The following is a 15,852-nucleotide window of genomic DNA, read 5'->3' on the forward strand; positions in this document are numbered from 1 at the left end:
CGCGCGCGTCAAGAGCTGTGTTATCGAAAGCACGATCGTTATTGATCGTCGTGGGCTATCGATCTCCCGCCCGGCCCGTCCCTCGGGAACGTCGAAGGCCGGAACACCTTCGGTGTCCCGGCCCCTGTGTCTTCCCGTACGGCCCGTGTCGGCCCGCCCGCGCCCTAGAACCGCCCGGCGCCCAGGTCCCGCGACACCGCGCGGGCGCAGTCCCGCACCGCCGCGACCAGCTCGGGCCGCAGCTCGCCCTCCCGGCACAGCCGTTCCACGGCCCCGGTGATGCCGACCGCGCCGACCGGCATCCGCCTGCGGTCGTGGATGGGGGCGGCGATGGAGGCGATGCCCTCCCAGGTCTCCTCGACGTCGGCGGCGTACCCCCGCGCGCGCGTGATGTCCAGGACGTGCTCGAAGCTGTCCGGTTCGCAGACGGTCCGGTCGGTGAACGCCTTGCGGTCGGCCTCCAGCGCCTCGCTGTGCGCGACCGGGTCGTACGCCGACAGCACCTTGCCCAGCGCCGTGGAGTGCAGCGGCTGCATGGCCCCGATCTCCAGGACCTGCCGGCTGTCGTCGGGGCGGAAGACGTGGTGCACGATCAGGACGCCCTGCTGGTGCAGGACGCCGAGGTGGACGCTCTCACCGCTGGAGCGGGCCAGGTCGTCGGTCCACACCAGGGCGCGGGCCCGCAGTTCGTGCACGTCCAGGTAGGTCGTGCCCAGGCGCAGCAGCTCGGCGCCCAGCTGGTAGCGCCCGGAGGCGTCGTCCTGCTCCACGAACCCCTCCTGCTGGAGGGTGCGCAGGATGCCGTGCGCGGTGCCTTTGGCCAGACCCAGCGACGAGGCGATGTCCGACAGGCCGAGCCGCCGCTCGCCGCCCGCGAGCAGGCGCAGCATGGCGGCCGCCCGCTCGAGCGACTGGATGTTCCGTGCCATCGACGTACTGCCTCCGTCCCCTTCGACTGCCGACCTCGGCGTCGCTGACGTCGTTCGGCAATGCCGAACACTACCGGTCCATGCCGACCTCCCGCCAATGGTCGGCGGGCAACTGTTGCACTTCGGCCACCTCCCCGTGACCGCGAACGTTCCGTACGAGGCGCGCGCACCCCGCACGTGCGCCGGACGCGGGCCACCGCCGGAGTGGGACGTTCCGGACCGGGGAGGCTCGTCCGTTCGGCGGGTATTCGCCCCGCCATCCTCGTCCGTCTCGTGGACGCCCTGACCATAGGCCCCCGGTCCCGGCTACCCTGACGGCGTGCGTTCTCCCCGGGACGTCCCACGACGGGCGGCACCGGGCAGAGGCAAAGCCGACAGCCGTCGCATCCTAGGGAGCCCTTTCATGGCCTCGTCGCCATCCACCCCGCCCGCCGACACCCGCACCCGCGTGTCCGCCCTCCGAGAGGCCCTCGCCACCCGCGTGGTGGTCGCCGACGGCGCCATGGGCACCATGCTCCAGGCCCAGAACCCCACGCTGGACGACTTCCAGCAGCTCGAAGGGTGCAACGAGGTCCTGAACCTCACCCGGCCCGACATCGTCCGCTCGGTGCACGAGGAGTACTTCGCGGCCGGCGTCGACTGCGTCGAGACCAACACCTTCGGCGCCAACCACTCCGCCCTCGGCGAGTACGACATCCCCGAGCGCGTCCACGAACTGTCCGAGGCCGGCGCCCGCGTCGCCCGCGAGGTCGCCGACGAGTTCGGCGCCCGCGACGGCCGGCAGCGCTGGGTGCTGGGCTCCATGGGCCCCGGCACCAAGCTCCCCACCCTCGGCCACGCCCCGTACACCGTCCTGCGCGACGCCTACCAGCGCAACGCCGAGGGACTGGTCGCGGGCGGCGCGGACGCACTGCTGGTGGAGACCACGCAGGACCTGCTCCAGACCAAGGCCTCGGTGCTCGGTGCCCGGCGCGCCCTGGACGCCCTCGGCCTCGACCTGCCGCTCATCGTGTCCGTCACCGTCGAGACCACCGGCACCATGCTGCTCGGCTCGGAGATCGGCGCCGCGCTCACCGCGCTGGAACCGCTCGGCATCGACATGATCGGCCTGAACTGCGCCACCGGCCCCGCCGAGATGAGCGAGCACCTGCGCTACCTCGCCCGGCACTCCCGCATCCCGCTGACCTGCATGCCCAACGCCGGTCTGCCCGTCCTCGGCAAGGACGGCGCCCACTACCCGCTGACCGCGCCCGAGCTGGCCGACGCACACGAGACCTTCGTGCGCGAGTACGGCCTGTCCCTGGTCGGCGGCTGCTGCGGCACCACGCCCGAGCACCTGCGCCAGGTCGTCGAGCGGGTCCGGGACACCGCCCCCACCGCACGCGACCCGCGCCCCGAGCCCGGCGCCGCCTCGCTCTACCAGACCGTGCCCTTCCGCCAGGACACCTCCTACCTGGCCATCGGCGAGCGCACCAACGCCAACGGGTCCAAGAAGTTCCGCGAGGCCATGCTGGACGGCCGCTGGGACGACTGCGTCGAGATGGCCCGCGACCAGATCCGCGAAGGCGCGCACATGCTCGACCTCTGCGTCGACTACGTCGGCCGGGACGGCGTCGCCGACATGGAGGAACTGGCCGGCCGCTTCGCCACCGCCTCCACGCTGCCGATCGTCCTCGACTCCACCGAGGTCGACGTCATCCGGGCCGGCCTGGAGAAGCTCGGCGGCCGCGCGGTGATCAACTCGGTCAACTACGAGGACGGCGCCGGCCCCGAGTCCCGGTTCGCCCGCGTCACGAAGCTCGCCCGGGAGCACGGCGCCGCGCTGATCGCGCTGACCATCGACGAGGTGGGACAGGCCCGCACCGCCGAGAAGAAGGTCGAGATCGCCGAACGGCTCATCGACGACCTCACCGGCAACTGGGGCATCCACGAGTCCGACATCCTCGTCGACTGCCTGACCTTCACCATCTGCACCGGCCAGGAGGAGTCCCGCAAGGACGGCCTGGCCACCATCGAGGGCATCCGGGAACTCAAGCGGCGCCACCCGGACGTGCAGACCACGCTCGGCCTGTCGAACATCTCCTTCGGCCTCAACCCGGCCGCCCGCATCCTGCTCAACTCCGTCTTCCTCGACGAATGCGTCAAGGCCGGCCTGGACTCGGCCATCGTGCACGCGAGCAAGATCCTGCCGATCGCCCGCTTCGACGAGGAGCAGGTCACCACCGCCCTCGACCTGATCTACGACCGCCGCCGCGAGGGCTACGACCCCCTGCAAAAGCTCATGCAGCTCTTCGAGGGCGCCACCGCCAAGTCGCTGAAGGCCTCCAAGGCCGAGGAACTGGCCGCCCTCCCGCTGGAGGAGCGCCTCAAGCGCCGCATCATCGACGGCGAGAAGAACGGCCTCGAACAGGACCTCGACGAGGCCCTCCGGGAGCGCCCGGCCCTCGACATCGTCAACGACACCCTGCTCGACGGCATGAAGGTCGTCGGCGAGCTGTTCGGCTCCGGCCAGATGCAGCTGCCGTTCGTGCTCCAGTCCGCCGAGGTCATGAAGACCGCGGTGGCCCACCTGGAGCCGCACATGGAGAAGACCGACGACGACGGCAAGGGCACGATCGTGCTGGCCACCGTCCGCGGCGACGTCCACGACATCGGCAAGAACCTCGTCGACATCATCCTGTCCAACAACGGCTACAACGTCATCAACCTCGGCATCAAGCAGCCCGTCTCCGCGATCCTGGAAGCGGCCGACGAGCACCGGGCCGACGTCATCGGCATGTCCGGCCTCCTCGTCAAGTCCACGGTGATCATGAAGGAGAACCTGGAGGAGCTGAACCAGCGCAAGCTGGCCGCCGACTACCCGGTCATCCTCGGCGGCGCCGCCCTCACCAGGGCCTACGTCGAACAGGACCTGCACGAGATCTACGACGGCGAGGTCCGCTACGCCCGCGACGCCTTCGAGGGCCTGCGCCTCATGGACGCCCTCATCGGCATCAAGCGCGGCGTGCCCGGCGCCAAGCTGCCGGAGCTGAAGCAGCGCCGGGTGCGGGCCGCCACCGTCGAGATCGACGAGCGCCCCGAGGAAGGCCACGTCCGCTCCGACGTCGCCACCGACAACCCGGTCCCGACCCCGCCCTTCCGCGGCACCCGCGTCGTCAAGGGCATCCAGCTCAAGGAGTACGCCTCCTGGCTCGACGAGGGCGCCCTCTTCAAGGGCCAGTGGGGCCTCAAGCAGGCCCGCACCGGCGAGGGACCCTCCTACGAGGAACTGGTCGAGTCCGAGGGCCGGCCGCGGCTGCGCGGCCTGCTCGACCGGCTCCAGACGGACAACCTCCTGGAGGCGGCCGTGGTCTACGGCTACTTCCCCTGCGTCTCCAAGGACGACGACCTGATCGTCCTCGACGACGACGGCAACGAACGCACCCGCTTCACCTTCCCCCGCCAGCGCCGCGGCCGGCGCCTGTGCCTGGCCGACTTCTTCCGCCCGGAGGAGTCCGGCGAGACCGACGTGGTCGGCTTCCAGGTCGTCACCGTCGGCTCCCGCATCGGCGAGGAGACGGCCCGCATGTTCGAGGCCAACGCCTACCGCGACTACCTCGAACTGCACGGCCTGTCCGTGCAGCTCGCCGAGGCCCTCGCCGAGTACTGGCACGCGCGCGTGCGCTCGGAACTCGGCTTCGCCGGGGAGGACCCGGCCGAGATGGAGGACATGTTCGCCCTGAAGTACCGGGGTGCCCGCTTCTCCCTCGGCTACGGCGCCTGCCCCGACCTGGAGGACCGCGCCAAGATCGCCGCCCTGCTGGAGCCCGAGCGCATCGGCGTCCACCTCTCCGAGGAGTTCCAGCTCCACCCCGAGCAGTCCACCGACGCCATCGTCATCCACCACCCGGAGGCCAAGTACTTCAACGCCCGCTGAGGCCCCGCCGGACCTCCCGGGCCTCACCAGGCGTTCGCGCCCCGCACGACGTACACTGGTCGGTCCACCGCAGGCCGGCTCCCTTCGTGGGAGCCGGCCTGATCGTCCCTCAAGGAGGTACGTGGATGACCAGTACGGTCCCCGCGCTCGGAACCCGTACGGCCGAGGGCTCCGCCCTGCAGGCGGTGCTCCTCGACATGGACGGCACCCTGGTGGACACCGAGGGCTTCTGGTGGGACGTCGAGCTGGAGGTCTTCGCCTCCCTCGGCCACACCCTGGACGACTCCTGGCGCCACGTCGTGGTCGGCGGCCCCATGACCCGCAGCGCGGGCTTCCTCATCGAGGCCACCGGCGCCGACATCACCCTCGCCGAGCTCAGCGTCCTGCTCAACGACGGCTTCGAACAGCGCATCGGCCGCGATCTGCCGCTGATGCCCGGCGCCGCCCGGCTGCTCGCGGAGCTGTCCGCGCACGAGATCCCCACGGCCCTGGTCTCCGCCTCGCACCGGCGCATCATCGATCGCGTGCTCACCTCGCTCGGTCCCCGGCACTTCGCCCTGACCGTCGCCGGTGACGAGGTGCCGCGCACCAAGCCGCACCCCGACCCGTACCTGGCGGCCGCGGCCGGACTCGGCGTGGACCCGGCCCGGTGCGCCGTCGTCGAGGACACCGCGACCGGGGTCGCCGCCGCGGAGGCCGCCGGCTGCCACGTCGTGGCGGTCCCCTCGGTCGCCCCCATCACCCCGGCCGCCCGGCGCACGGTGGTCGCCTCCCTGGAAGAGGTCGACCTGACATTTCTGCGTGGTCTGATGACCCAAATGCGCTAGCCCTTCACCAAGCGTGCGGCGGCGTTGGCGCGGCATTTCCGAGAAGGGCCGCACGGTGCGACCCGATGGATGTTCCCCGACCATTTCCACGGTCCCGGATGGCCGAATTCCAGCGGCGGCGGCCGAAGACCAGCTGTGATGTTCGCCACGCGATCAGGGGTCGACAGCGGGGCGCGGGTGTGCTGCTTTCCGCTTGGCGAACGTTGTCGAGGAGCCTTTGTGTCCTGATTGGTGAAACCCTGCACGAATCCTTCCACTGTCGGGTTTTCGGTGTGTCCACACCCGGTTTCGCTCCGTGATGAGCCCTCAACTCCGGTGGCTGCGAGCGCCCGTGCGGGCGCGGACTAATCTCGTCGCGAGAACATCGGCCACTACCCCCGTGATCCGCCGCGACACCCCTGCATGCCGGATACACGGACCGACAGCTCTGGAGAAACTCGAGCATGAACCGCAAGACTTTGGTGCTGCCGGCCGTAGTCGGCCTGCTCGCGCCGGTGCTCGCCGCCTGCGGCGGATCGGACAGCGGCAGTGGCGACGGGGACGCGATCGCCGTCGGCACCACGGACGGGTTCAACGTCTCGAAAGAGATCACCGCGCCCTTCGACCCGGCGTACGCCTACGACGTCGGTGCCTGGAACATCATGCGGCAGACCTCGCAGACGCTGATGGTGCTGCCCCGCGGTGACGGCGAACCCGTGCCCGAGGCCGCGCAGCAGTGCGGATTCACCGACACCGGCAACGAGCGCTACGCCTGCACCCTGCGAGACGGCCTGAAGTTCGCCAACGGCGACCCCGTCACCGCCGAGGACGTGAAGTACTCCATCGAGCGCGTCCGGAAGATCAACGCCGACACCGAGGTCGCCTCCATCCTCTCCACGGTGGACACCGTCGAGACGAAGGGCGACCGCGAGGTCATCTTCCACCTCAACACCGCCGACGCCACCTTCCCGTTCAAGCTGTCCACACCGGTCGCCGGCATCGTCAACCCGAACGACTACGAGAAGGACAAGCTGCGTGACGGCTTCGAGCTGACCGGCTCGGGCCCGTACACGATGAAGGCCGAGGTCAAGGGCGACGCGATGACCAAGGCCGTGTTCACCAAGAACCCCAATTACAAGGGGAGTCTCAAGGTGAACAACGACAAGGTCGAACTCGTGTCCTTCGCCGACGCCGACGCCATGGGCGACGCCATCGACAAGGGCGACATCGACGTGATGACCCGCGCGATGACGCCGGAGCAGATCCAGAACCTGTCCAAGGCCACGGACGGCGACGTCGACCTGGTCGAGGTGGCCGGTCTCGAGATCCGCTACCTCGCCTTCAACACGGACGCCGCCACGGTCAAGGACAAGGCCGTCCGCGCCGCCATGGCCCAGCTCATCAACCGCAGCGAACTCGTCTCCGCGGTCTACGGATCCCAGGCCGAACCGCTGTACTCGATGGTTCCGGCCGGCATCACCGGCCACTCCAACTCGTTCTTCAACAAGTACGGCGACCCCAGCGTCGCCAAGGCGAAGGCGACGCTGGAGGACGCGGACATCACCACGCCGGTCAAGCTGACGCTGGACTACACGACGGACCACTACGGCGCCGCGACCAAGCCGGAGTTCGAGCACCTCCAGAAGCAGCTGAACGACAGCGGTCTGTTCGAGGTCGACATCAAGGGCACGCCCTGGGAGAAGTTCCACAAGGCGGAGCGGAACCGCGAGTACGACGTCTTCGGCATGGGCTGGTTCCCCGACTTCCCGGACGCGGACAGCTTCATCGCGCCGTTCCTCGACAAGGGCAACACCCTCAACATCCCGTACAGCAACTCGGAGATCATCAACAACCTGATCCCCGCCTCCCGCGGTGAGGCCGACCGGCTCTCCGCGGCGGACAGCCTCACCGAGATCCAGGACATCACCGCCAAGGACGTCCCGCTGATCCCGCTCTGGCAGGGCAAGCAGTACGTCGCCACCCGCGACGACGTCACCGGCACGGCCTACCTCCTCAACTCCTCCTCCTCGCTCCAGCTGTGGGAGCTGGGCCGGGGCGTGAGCGGCTGACGCCGGCACCGGACAAACGCGAAGGGCGCCCTCTCCCCGTCCGGGAGAGGGCGCCCTTCGCGTTGCGCACGGGCCGGCCGCGGACAGCGGCTGCGTGCCGGGAGCGGTTACTGCGCGCCGGGACGCACCAGACCGCTCTCGTACGCGTACACCGCCGCCTGCACCCGGTCGCGCAGGCCCAGCTTGGTCAGCACATGGCCCACGTGCGTCTTGACCGTCGTCTCGCTGACGAACAGGTCCGCGGCGATCTCCGCGTTGGACAGCCCACGGGCCACCAGCTTCAGCACCTCGACCTCACGGTCCGTGAGCGTGTGCAGGGTGTCCGGCACCGGCTCGTCCCCGGAGGGCAGATGCGTGGCGTACTTGTCGAGCAGCCGCCGGGTGATGCTCGGCGCGAGCATCGCCTCGCCGTTCGCCACCACACGAATCGCCTGCACCAGCTCGTTCGCCGGGGCGTCCTTGAGCAGGAAGCCGCTGGCGCCCGCCTTCAGCGCCTCCACCACGTACTCGTCCAGGTCGAAGGTGGTCAGCACCAGCACCTTCGCCGGACCGTCCCGCTCCGGCCCGGTGATCTGCCGGGTCGCCTCCACACCGTCCATCCGCGGCATGCGGATGTCCATCAGCACCACATCGGGCTGCAACGCCCGCACCTGGTCGAGCGCCTGGAGGCCGTCTCCGGCCTCGCCGACGACCGCGAGGTCCTGCTCCGCCTCCAGAATCATCCGGAAGCCCGTGCGCAGCAGCGGCTGGTCGTCGACCAGTAGGACGCGGATGGCCACGTAAGTCTCCTTCTCGCTAGTCCGGCCCCATTCTGCCCTGCGCGACGGCGCCGGAGTCGGCCGCCCTCACCGGCAGCGGGTAGGGCGGGGGAGTGCCGCCGAACTCCGGACAGTGCGCCTGGTGGTCGCACCAGCCGCACAGCTTCGTGGGACGCGGCCGCCAGTCGCCCGTCTCGGTCGCCAGCTGGATCGCCTCCCACAGCGCCAGCAGCTTGCGCTCGACCCGCTCCAGGTCCGCCAGGACAGGGTCGTACGTGAGCACGTCGCCGCTGCCGAGATAGACCAGCTGCAGGCGCCGCGGGACGACCTTCTTCAGCCGCCACACCACCAGCGCGTAGAACTTCATCTGGAACAGCGCGCCCTCCGCGTACTGCGGTCTGGGTGCCTTGCCGGTCTTGTAGTCGACGATCCGCACCTCGCCGGTGGGGGCCACGTCGACCCGGTCGATGATGCCGCGCAGCCGCAGCCCGGAGTCCAGCTCGGCCTCGACGAACAGCTCCCGCTCGGCGGGCTCCAGCCGGCTCGGGTCCTCCAGGCTGAACCAGCGCTCGACGAGCCGCTCCGCCTCGGCGAGCCACTGCGCCAGCCGCTCGCCCTCCGGGTCGTCCGCGAACAGCTCACCGACCTCCGGCCTGCTCTCCCGCAGCCGGTCCCACTGACCGGGGACCAGCGCCCGCGCCGTCGGCGCGGTGCGCTCGGCCGCAGGGGCGTCGAAGAGCCGCTCCAGCACCGCGTGCACCAGGGTGCCCCTGGTCGCCGCCTCGCTGGGCTTCTCCGGCAGCCGGTCGATGACCCGGAACCGGTACAGCAGCGGGCACTGCATGAAGTCGCCGGCCCGGGACGGCGAGAGCGAGGCGGGCGCTGTCGCCACGGGCGCAGGCGCGGGCGCGGCCGCCGTCTCCGACGCCGGGGCCGCCGGCTCGACCGCCGCTTCCGTCGCGTGCGCCACTGCCGCCGCCGGTCGGGCCGGTCCGCCGGTGTCCTCCGCGACGTCCTCGGTACTCGTCTCCATGCCCACAGACCTTACGGCCGGGCACTGACAACGACCCAGCCCGCAGGCGTGACCCGTGTGACGGAGGGGAAGCAGAGGGGTGCCGGAGCGGAACGGGCGGCGACGGACGCATACCATCGACACGAGACCCTCCCGTCCGCAGGCGGGAGACGCTTCGAACGAGGGGACACCGTGGACGTGAGCGGCGGGAGCGGGCAGCCGCGGTCCGGCAACGACGAGTCGGCCGGGCCCCAGGCACATCCCACGGCCCCGGCCGCCGACCCCACCGACTCCGCAGAGCCGGGACCCACCGGTCCGAAGGCCACGGGTCCCGAGAAGCATGGGACCGAAGCCCAGGGCTCCGACGCACCGGGCTCCGAGAGGCCGGGTTCCGAGATGCCGGGTTCCGAGGCTCCGGGCTCCGAGAGGTCGCGTTCCGAGGCTCCGGGCTCCGAGGCTCCGGGCTCCGACGCACCGGGTCCCGAGACGCCGGGCCCTGAGACTCCCCGCCCCGAGACCCCGGGCAGGGGGACCCCGACCCCCGAAACCCCGGATGCGCAGGCGCCGACGCCTCCCGGGCCGGGGGAGACAACCGGCGACGCCCCCCAGACCCCCGAGGCCCCCGCGTCCCCCAGGCGCCCCGAACCGGCCGCGGGCCCCCGGCACGCCGCGCACGGCACCGGGGCCCCGCACCACCACCGCGCCGAGGCCCACACCGAGGGCGCGGGCGGGCCGGGCAAGCCGCCGCAGCGCCGACCGGAACCCGGGGGCGGGCTGCTGATGGGCCGGCCCTTCGGCGTGCCCGTGTACGTCGCCCCCAGCTGGTTCCTGGTCGCCGTCCTGATCACCTGGGTGTTCGGCGGCCAGCTCGACCGCGTACTGCCCGAGCTGGGCGCCGCCCGCTACCTGGTCTCCCTCTTCTTCGCCGTCGCCTTCTACGCCTCCGTCCTCGTCCACGAGCTCGCCCACACGGTCGCCGCCCTCCGCTTCAAGCTGCCCGTCCGCCGCATCCAGCTCCAGTTCTTCGGCGGCGTCTCCGAGATCGAGAAGGAAGCCGAGACCCCCGGCCGCGAATTCGTCCTGGCCTTCGTCGGCCCTCTGCTCTCCCTAGTCCTCTCCGGCGTCTTCTACGCCGCCCTGCTGCCCGTGGAGCCCGACAGCGTCGCCGGCGTGCTGCTGGCCGGCCTGATGGTCTCCAACCTCATCGTGGCCGTCTTCAACCTGCTGCCCGGCCTCCCCCTCGACGGCGGCCGCATGCTCCGCGCCGTCGTCTGGAAGCTCACCGGCAAACCCATGAGCGGAACGATCGCCGCCGCCTGGGTCGGCCGCGCCCTCGCCATCGCCGTACTGATTGGCCTGCCGCTGCTCACCCAGTCGCTGGGCAGCGACGCCGCGGACGACGTTGGCATGGACACCGTCATGGACGCCCTGCTCGCCGCCATCCTCGCCGCGATCATCTGGACCGGCGCCGGAAACAGCCTCCGCATGGCACGCCTGCGCGAACACCTCCCCGAGCTGCGCGCCCGCGCCCTGACCCGGCGCGCCGTCCCCGTCCAGGCCGACACCCCGCTCTCCGAGGCCCTGCGCCGCGCCAACGCCTCCGGCGCCCGCGCCCTGGTCGTCGTCGACGGCGAGGGCACCCCCGCCTCCCTGGTCCGCGAGGCCGCCATCGTCGGCGTACCCGAGCACCGCCGCCCCTGGGTACCGGTCAGCACCCTCGCCCAGGACCTCACCGACGGCATGCGCGTCTCCGCCGAGCTGTCCGGCGAGGAACTCCTGGACGTCCTGCGCGCCAACCCGGCCACCGAGTACCTCGTCGTCGAGGAGACCGGCGAGATCTACGGCGTCCTGTCCGCGGCCGACGTCGAGCGCGCCTTCGTCAAGGCCATGGCAAGGCCCAGCTGAACGGGTCCCGAAGGGACGCCGGGAACGGCGCCAGCAACGCCGTACGACCCGGGCCGTTCGCACGCCCCGCGGCCACCACCCGCCTACGCTGGTCAAGCCCCCGGCGGGGAACCGGTAGGCTGGTCACATGTCCGAACCGACCGGTGCCGCCCGCAGGCGCGGGCCCTTCACGGTCGGGGACCAGGTTCAGCTGACCGACCCCAAGGGCCGCCACTACACGTTCACGCTCGAGGCCGGGAAGAACTTCCACACCCACAAGGGTTCCTTCCCCCACGACGAACTGATCGGTGCTCCCGAGGGCAGCGTCGTCCGCACCACCGGGAACGTCGCCTACCTCGCGCTGCGCCCCCTGCTCCCCGACTACGTCCTGTCCATGCCCCGAGGGGCAGCCGTCGTCTACCCGAAGGACGCGGGGCAGATCCTCGCCTTCGCCGACATCTTCCCCGGCGCACGCGTCGTGGAAGCAGGCGTGGGCTCCGGCTCCCTCAGCAGCTTCCTGCTGCGCGCCATCGGCGACCAGGGCATGCTGCACTCCTACGAGCGCCGCGAGGACTTCGCCGAGATCGCCCAGCAGAACGTGCAGCGCTACTTCGGCGGCCCGCACCCCGCCTGGCAGCTCACCGTCGGCGACCTCCAGGACAACCTGTCCGACACCGACGTCGACCGCGTCATCCTGGACATGCTCGCCCCGTGGGAGTGCCTGGACGTCGTCAAGAAGGCCCTCGTGCCCGGCGGCATCCTGTGCTGCTACGTCGCGACCACCACCCAGCTGGCCAGGACCGTCGAGTCCATCCGCGAGATCGGCTGCTTCAACGAGCCGACCTCCTGGGAGACGATGATCCGCAACTGGCACGTGGAGGGCCTCGCCGTCCGCCCCGACCACCGGATGATCGGCCACACCGGCTTCCTGCTCACCGCCCGCCGCCTCGCCGACGGCGTCGAGCCGCCCATGCGCCGCCGCCGCCCCGCCAAGGGCGCCTACGGCGAGGACTACGACGGCCCCAACGCCGGCGGAGGCTCCGGCCGCTGAGGCGGCCCCGTGCCGCATACAACGTACAGACGCCGTGGTGGAGTTCCCGGACCCTCCGGGAACTCCACCACGGCGTCGACGCGTTGACGGCCACCGCACGACGGCGACCGAGCAACCGGACACGCGCCCGCACGGAAATCGGAACGCGTACCCACCCCGCCGTTCCCCCGCACTGTGACGTGTGGCACGATGCTGGCCACCCCCACCGGCACAGCCCTCACAGGAGACACTCCTCGTGCAGCACCCCGCCGTTCCGGACCTCTCGCACACCCACACCCGGCCGATCCACTGGGTGGCCACCGCCACGGCCGTCGCGGGCGTGGTCGCCCTGTCCTCGGTCCTCCAGCCCGACGCCGCCACGGCCGCCCAGAGCGCCGACAAGGCCGCGGCCCCCGGACCGAAGAGCGCCCCCGCCCACATCGCGCCGCCGGACCCGGCCACCGTGGCCTTCCCCCTGGAATGCGGCCCCGTCAAGGCCCTGGTGCAGAAGAAGGCCTCCGGCGACCTCGACGGCGACGGCCGCCCCGAAACGGTGGCCGCGGTGCACTGCGACGCACCCATGGGCACCCCGCCCGACGGCGTGTACGTCATCACACGGGACACCGACGGCGGCAAGCCCCGCGTCGTGGCCACCCTCGTGGACCCCAAGGACCGCCGCACCGCCACCGAACTCTCGGTGCGCGACGGCGTCGTCCGCGCCACACTTCTCGGCTACTCGTCCGCCGACGTGCCCAGTTGCTGCCCCGACGTCACCGACGACGTGAAGTGGCAGTGGAAGAACGGCGCGTTCGTCAGCGACACGCCCTCACAGGCACGCACCGTGTGACCGGCGCCCCCGGGACAGACGGTGTGACACACCAGACAGCAGTCACGGAACGTACGCGCCAAGTCACATTTTGCTCACTCTGAGTCCGGACCGTAGATCTCGGCCCTGTCCGAAACGCGACGTACATGGATGCACTCGCCCGGACACTCCTTCGCCGAGTCCACCACATCCGTGAGAAGCGTCAGCGGCACGGGCGTTGTCGCGCCCGGGGCCTGCAGAAGCTCGTCGTCCGCGCCCTTCACGTAGGCCAGACCGTCGATGTCCAGCTCGAACACCTCGGGCGCGTACTGCGCGCAGATGCCGTCGCCGGTACACAGGTCCTGGTCGATCCAGACCTCCAGAGCCTCGCCGTCGACAGCGGCCTCCTGCTGCACGCTCATCTCTCCTGCCGTTTCCTGCGCCGAGCCGTTCGGGAATCCGGCCAGCTCTGACGGGTGTTGAACACTTCGACCCTACCCCCGCCGGGGTTCCCCCCACGTTCCGTGGGTATTCCCCTGGCGTGAGGGAGAGCGCAAGGGTGAAGATCGGACACACCCCGACAGTCTTTGTGATCTAGGGGTTTCAATCGACACCCACCCAGGTAGGGTCTGGAAGCGTCCAGCTCCCCTTGGAGGAGGTGAGGACCGTGGCAGCCCACGACGACGACATGAACCGCGGCATCCGCCCGGGACGCGGGTCCGAGGACCCGGCCGGGCAGGTGGCCTACCTTGAGCAGGAGATCGCCGTCCTGCGACGCAAGCTCGCCGAATCTCCGCGACACACGAGAATTCTCGAAGAGCGGATCGTCGAACTGCAGACCAACCTGGCCGGCGTGTCCGCCCAGAACGAGCGACTCGCCGGCACACTCCGCGAGGCCCGCGACCAGATCGTGGCCCTCAAGGAAGAGGTCGACCGGCTGGCCCAGCCCCCCGCCGGCTTCGGCGTCTTCCTGCAGGCCAACGAGGACGGCACCGCCGACATCTTCACCGGCGGCCGCAAACTCAGGGTGAACGTCAGCCCGAGCGTCGAGCTCGACGAGCTGAGGCGCGGCCAGGAAGTGATGCTCAACGAAGCACTCAACGTGGTCGAGGCCATGGAGTACGAGAGCGTCGGCGACATCGTCACCCTCAAGGAGATCCTCGAGGACGGCGAGCGCGCCCTGGTGCTCGGCCACACCGACGAGGAAAGGGTGGTACGGCTCGCCGAACCCCTGCGCGGACTCACCATCCGCCCCGGCGACGCCCTGCTCCTCGAACCCCGCTCCGGATACGTCTACGAGGTCGTCCCCAAGAGCGAGGTCGAAGAACTCGTCCTCGAAGAGGTCCCCGACATCGGCTACGAGCAGATCGGTGGCCTCGGCGGGCAGATCGAGATGATCCGCGACGCGGTCGAGCTCCCCTATCTCTACCCCGACCTGTTCCGGGAGCACGAGCTGCGACCGCCCAAGGGCGTCCTGCTCTACGGGCCCCCCGGATGCGGCAAGACGCTCATCGCCAAGGCCGTCGCCAACTCGCTGGCCAAGAAGGTCGCCGAGGTCACCGGCCAGGCCGCCGGCAAGAGCTTCTTCCTCAACATCAAGGGCCCCGAGCTCCTCAACAAGTACGTCGGCGAGACCGAGCGGCAGATCCGCCTGGTCTTCCAGCGAGCCCGTGAGAAGGCCAGCGAGGGCACCCCCGTCATCGTCTTCTTCGACGAGATGGAATCCCTCTTCCGCACCCGCGGCTCCGGCGTCAGCTCGGACGTGGAGAACACCATCGTCCCGCAGCTGCTCGCCGAGATCGACGGCGTGGAAGGCCTGCAGAACGTGGTCGTCATCGGCGCCTCCAACCGCGAGGACATGATCGACCCCGCCATCCTGCGGCCCGGCCGGCTCGACGTGAAGATCAAGATCGAACGTCCGGACGCCGAAGCGGCCAAGGACATCTTCGGCAAGTACCTCACCGAACGCCTCCCCCTCCACTCCGACGACCTCGCGGAGCACGAGAAGGACAAGTCGGCCACCGTCTCCAGCATGATCCAGACGGCGGTGGAACAGATGTACGCCGAATCCGAGGAGAACCGCTTCCTGGAAGTCACCTACGCCAACGGCGACAAGGAAGTCCTCTACTTCAAGGACTTCAATTCCGGCGCCATGATCGAGAACATCGTGGGCCGCGCCAAGAAAATGGCGATCAAGGACTTCCTCGACAAGAACCAGAAGGGCCTCCGCGTCTCCCACCTCCTCCAGGCCTGCGTGGACGAGTTCAAGGAGAACGAAGACCTGCCCAACACCACCAACCCCGACGACTGGGCCCGCATCTCCGGAAAGAAGGGCGAACGGATCGTGTACATCCGTACGCTCGTCACCGGAAAACAGGGCGCGGACACCGGACGCTCCATCGACACGGTGGCAAACACCGGTCAGTACCTGTAAAACGCGGGGCGGCTGCGGGTGCCCACACCGGGTACCCGCAGCCGACTGTTTTCCGGAGCCCCGGCTGGAGCAAGGCAATGACGCAAATGATCTCCCCGCCAGCGCAAAGGCGTTCTAGGCTCTTCCATACCGCCGAGTCGCGCAGTGCGGGGACGGGCACCGCACACGCATCGGAGCGCCAGCGGTACTTGAGCGGCGCCCACTACGGG

Annotated in this window: 11 protein-coding genes; 7 read left to right on the plus strand and 4 right to left on the minus strand. The window is 70.3% G+C overall.

The annotated features are described in order from the left end of the window. Positions 1-164: 164 nt before the first annotated feature. Positions 165-929, minus strand: a complete 765-nt coding sequence (locus R2E43_RS30110) for an IclR family transcriptional regulator (protein ID WP_003977167.1) — start codon at positions 927-929, stop codon at positions 165-167. A gap of 403 nt (positions 930-1,332) precedes the next feature. On the opposite strand from R2E43_RS30110, the gene metH reads away from it, so the two are divergent. From metH to R2E43_RS30125, 3 genes are all read left to right on the plus strand, one after another. Beyond that, positions 1,333-4,845 carry a methionine synthase gene (gene metH, locus R2E43_RS30115; RefSeq protein ID WP_332056727.1) on the plus strand — a complete coding sequence of 1,171 codons (3,513 nt, stop codon included), beginning with the start codon at positions 1,333-1,335 and terminating at the stop codon, positions 4,843-4,845. Positions 4,846-4,970: 125 nt separating this feature from the next. Next, complete coding sequence (locus R2E43_RS30120) at positions 4,971-5,672, plus strand: HAD family hydrolase (protein ID WP_003977169.1); 702 nt, start codon at positions 4,971-4,973, stop codon at positions 5,670-5,672. A gap of 443 nt (positions 5,673-6,115) precedes the next feature. Then, entirely contained in the window at positions 6,116-7,720 is a 1,605-nt protein-coding gene (locus R2E43_RS30125) for an ABC transporter substrate-binding protein (protein ID WP_003977170.1), read from the plus strand. A 107-nt stretch (positions 7,721-7,827) separates the two neighbouring features. Here R2E43_RS30125 and R2E43_RS30130 read toward each other — a convergent pair whose 3' ends face one another. Both R2E43_RS30130 and R2E43_RS30135 read right to left on the minus strand, forming a co-directional pair. Further along, a complete protein-coding gene (locus R2E43_RS30130) occupies positions 7,828-8,499 on the minus strand; it encodes a response regulator (RefSeq protein WP_003977171.1) in 672 nt (223 codons plus the stop codon). 16 nt (positions 8,500-8,515) lie between these two features. After that, positions 8,516-9,511 (minus strand): RecB family exonuclease, encoded by a 996-nt coding sequence (locus R2E43_RS30135; protein ID WP_191849233.1) that lies wholly within the window; start codon positions 9,509-9,511, stop codon positions 8,516-8,518. 375 nt (positions 9,512-9,886) lie between these two features. Here R2E43_RS30135 and R2E43_RS30140 point away from each other — a divergent pair, with 375 nt between their 5' ends. The 3 genes from R2E43_RS30140 (at position 9,887) to R2E43_RS30150 (ending at position 13,251) form a co-directional block, all read left to right on the plus strand. Beyond that, positions 9,887-11,395, plus strand: coding sequence for a site-2 protease family protein (locus R2E43_RS30140; RefSeq protein ID WP_401694560.1), 1,509 nt, complete (start codon positions 9,887-9,889; stop codon positions 11,393-11,395). Positions 11,396-11,522: 127 nt separating this feature from the next. After that, positions 11,523-12,425 (plus strand): tRNA (adenine-N1)-methyltransferase, encoded by a 903-nt coding sequence (locus R2E43_RS30145; protein ID WP_011027901.1) that lies wholly within the window; start codon positions 11,523-11,525, stop codon positions 12,423-12,425. 235 nt (positions 12,426-12,660) lie between these two features. Beyond that, positions 12,661-13,251, plus strand: a complete 591-nt coding sequence (locus tag R2E43_RS30150; RefSeq protein WP_003977175.1) for a hypothetical protein — start codon at positions 12,661-12,663, stop codon at positions 13,249-13,251. Between the two features lie 74 nt (positions 13,252-13,325). On the opposite strand, the gene R2E43_RS30155 is transcribed toward R2E43_RS30150, so the two are convergent. After that, a complete protein-coding gene (locus R2E43_RS30155) occupies positions 13,326-13,631 on the minus strand; it encodes a ferredoxin (RefSeq protein ID WP_003977176.1) in 306 nt (101 codons plus the stop codon). Positions 13,632-13,876: 245 nt separating this feature from the next. Between R2E43_RS30155 and arc the strand changes: the two genes are divergently transcribed. After that, positions 13,877-15,643 carry a proteasome ATPase gene (gene arc / locus R2E43_RS30160; protein ID WP_011027900.1) on the plus strand — a complete coding sequence of 589 codons (1,767 nt, stop codon included), beginning with the start codon at positions 13,877-13,879 and terminating at the stop codon, positions 15,641-15,643. Positions 15,644-15,852 lie beyond the last annotated feature (209 nt).

It is taken from the genome of Streptomyces violaceoruber (assembly GCF_033406955.1).
Taxonomy (GTDB): domain Bacteria; phylum Actinomycetota; class Actinomycetes; order Streptomycetales; family Streptomycetaceae; genus Streptomyces; species Streptomyces violaceoruber.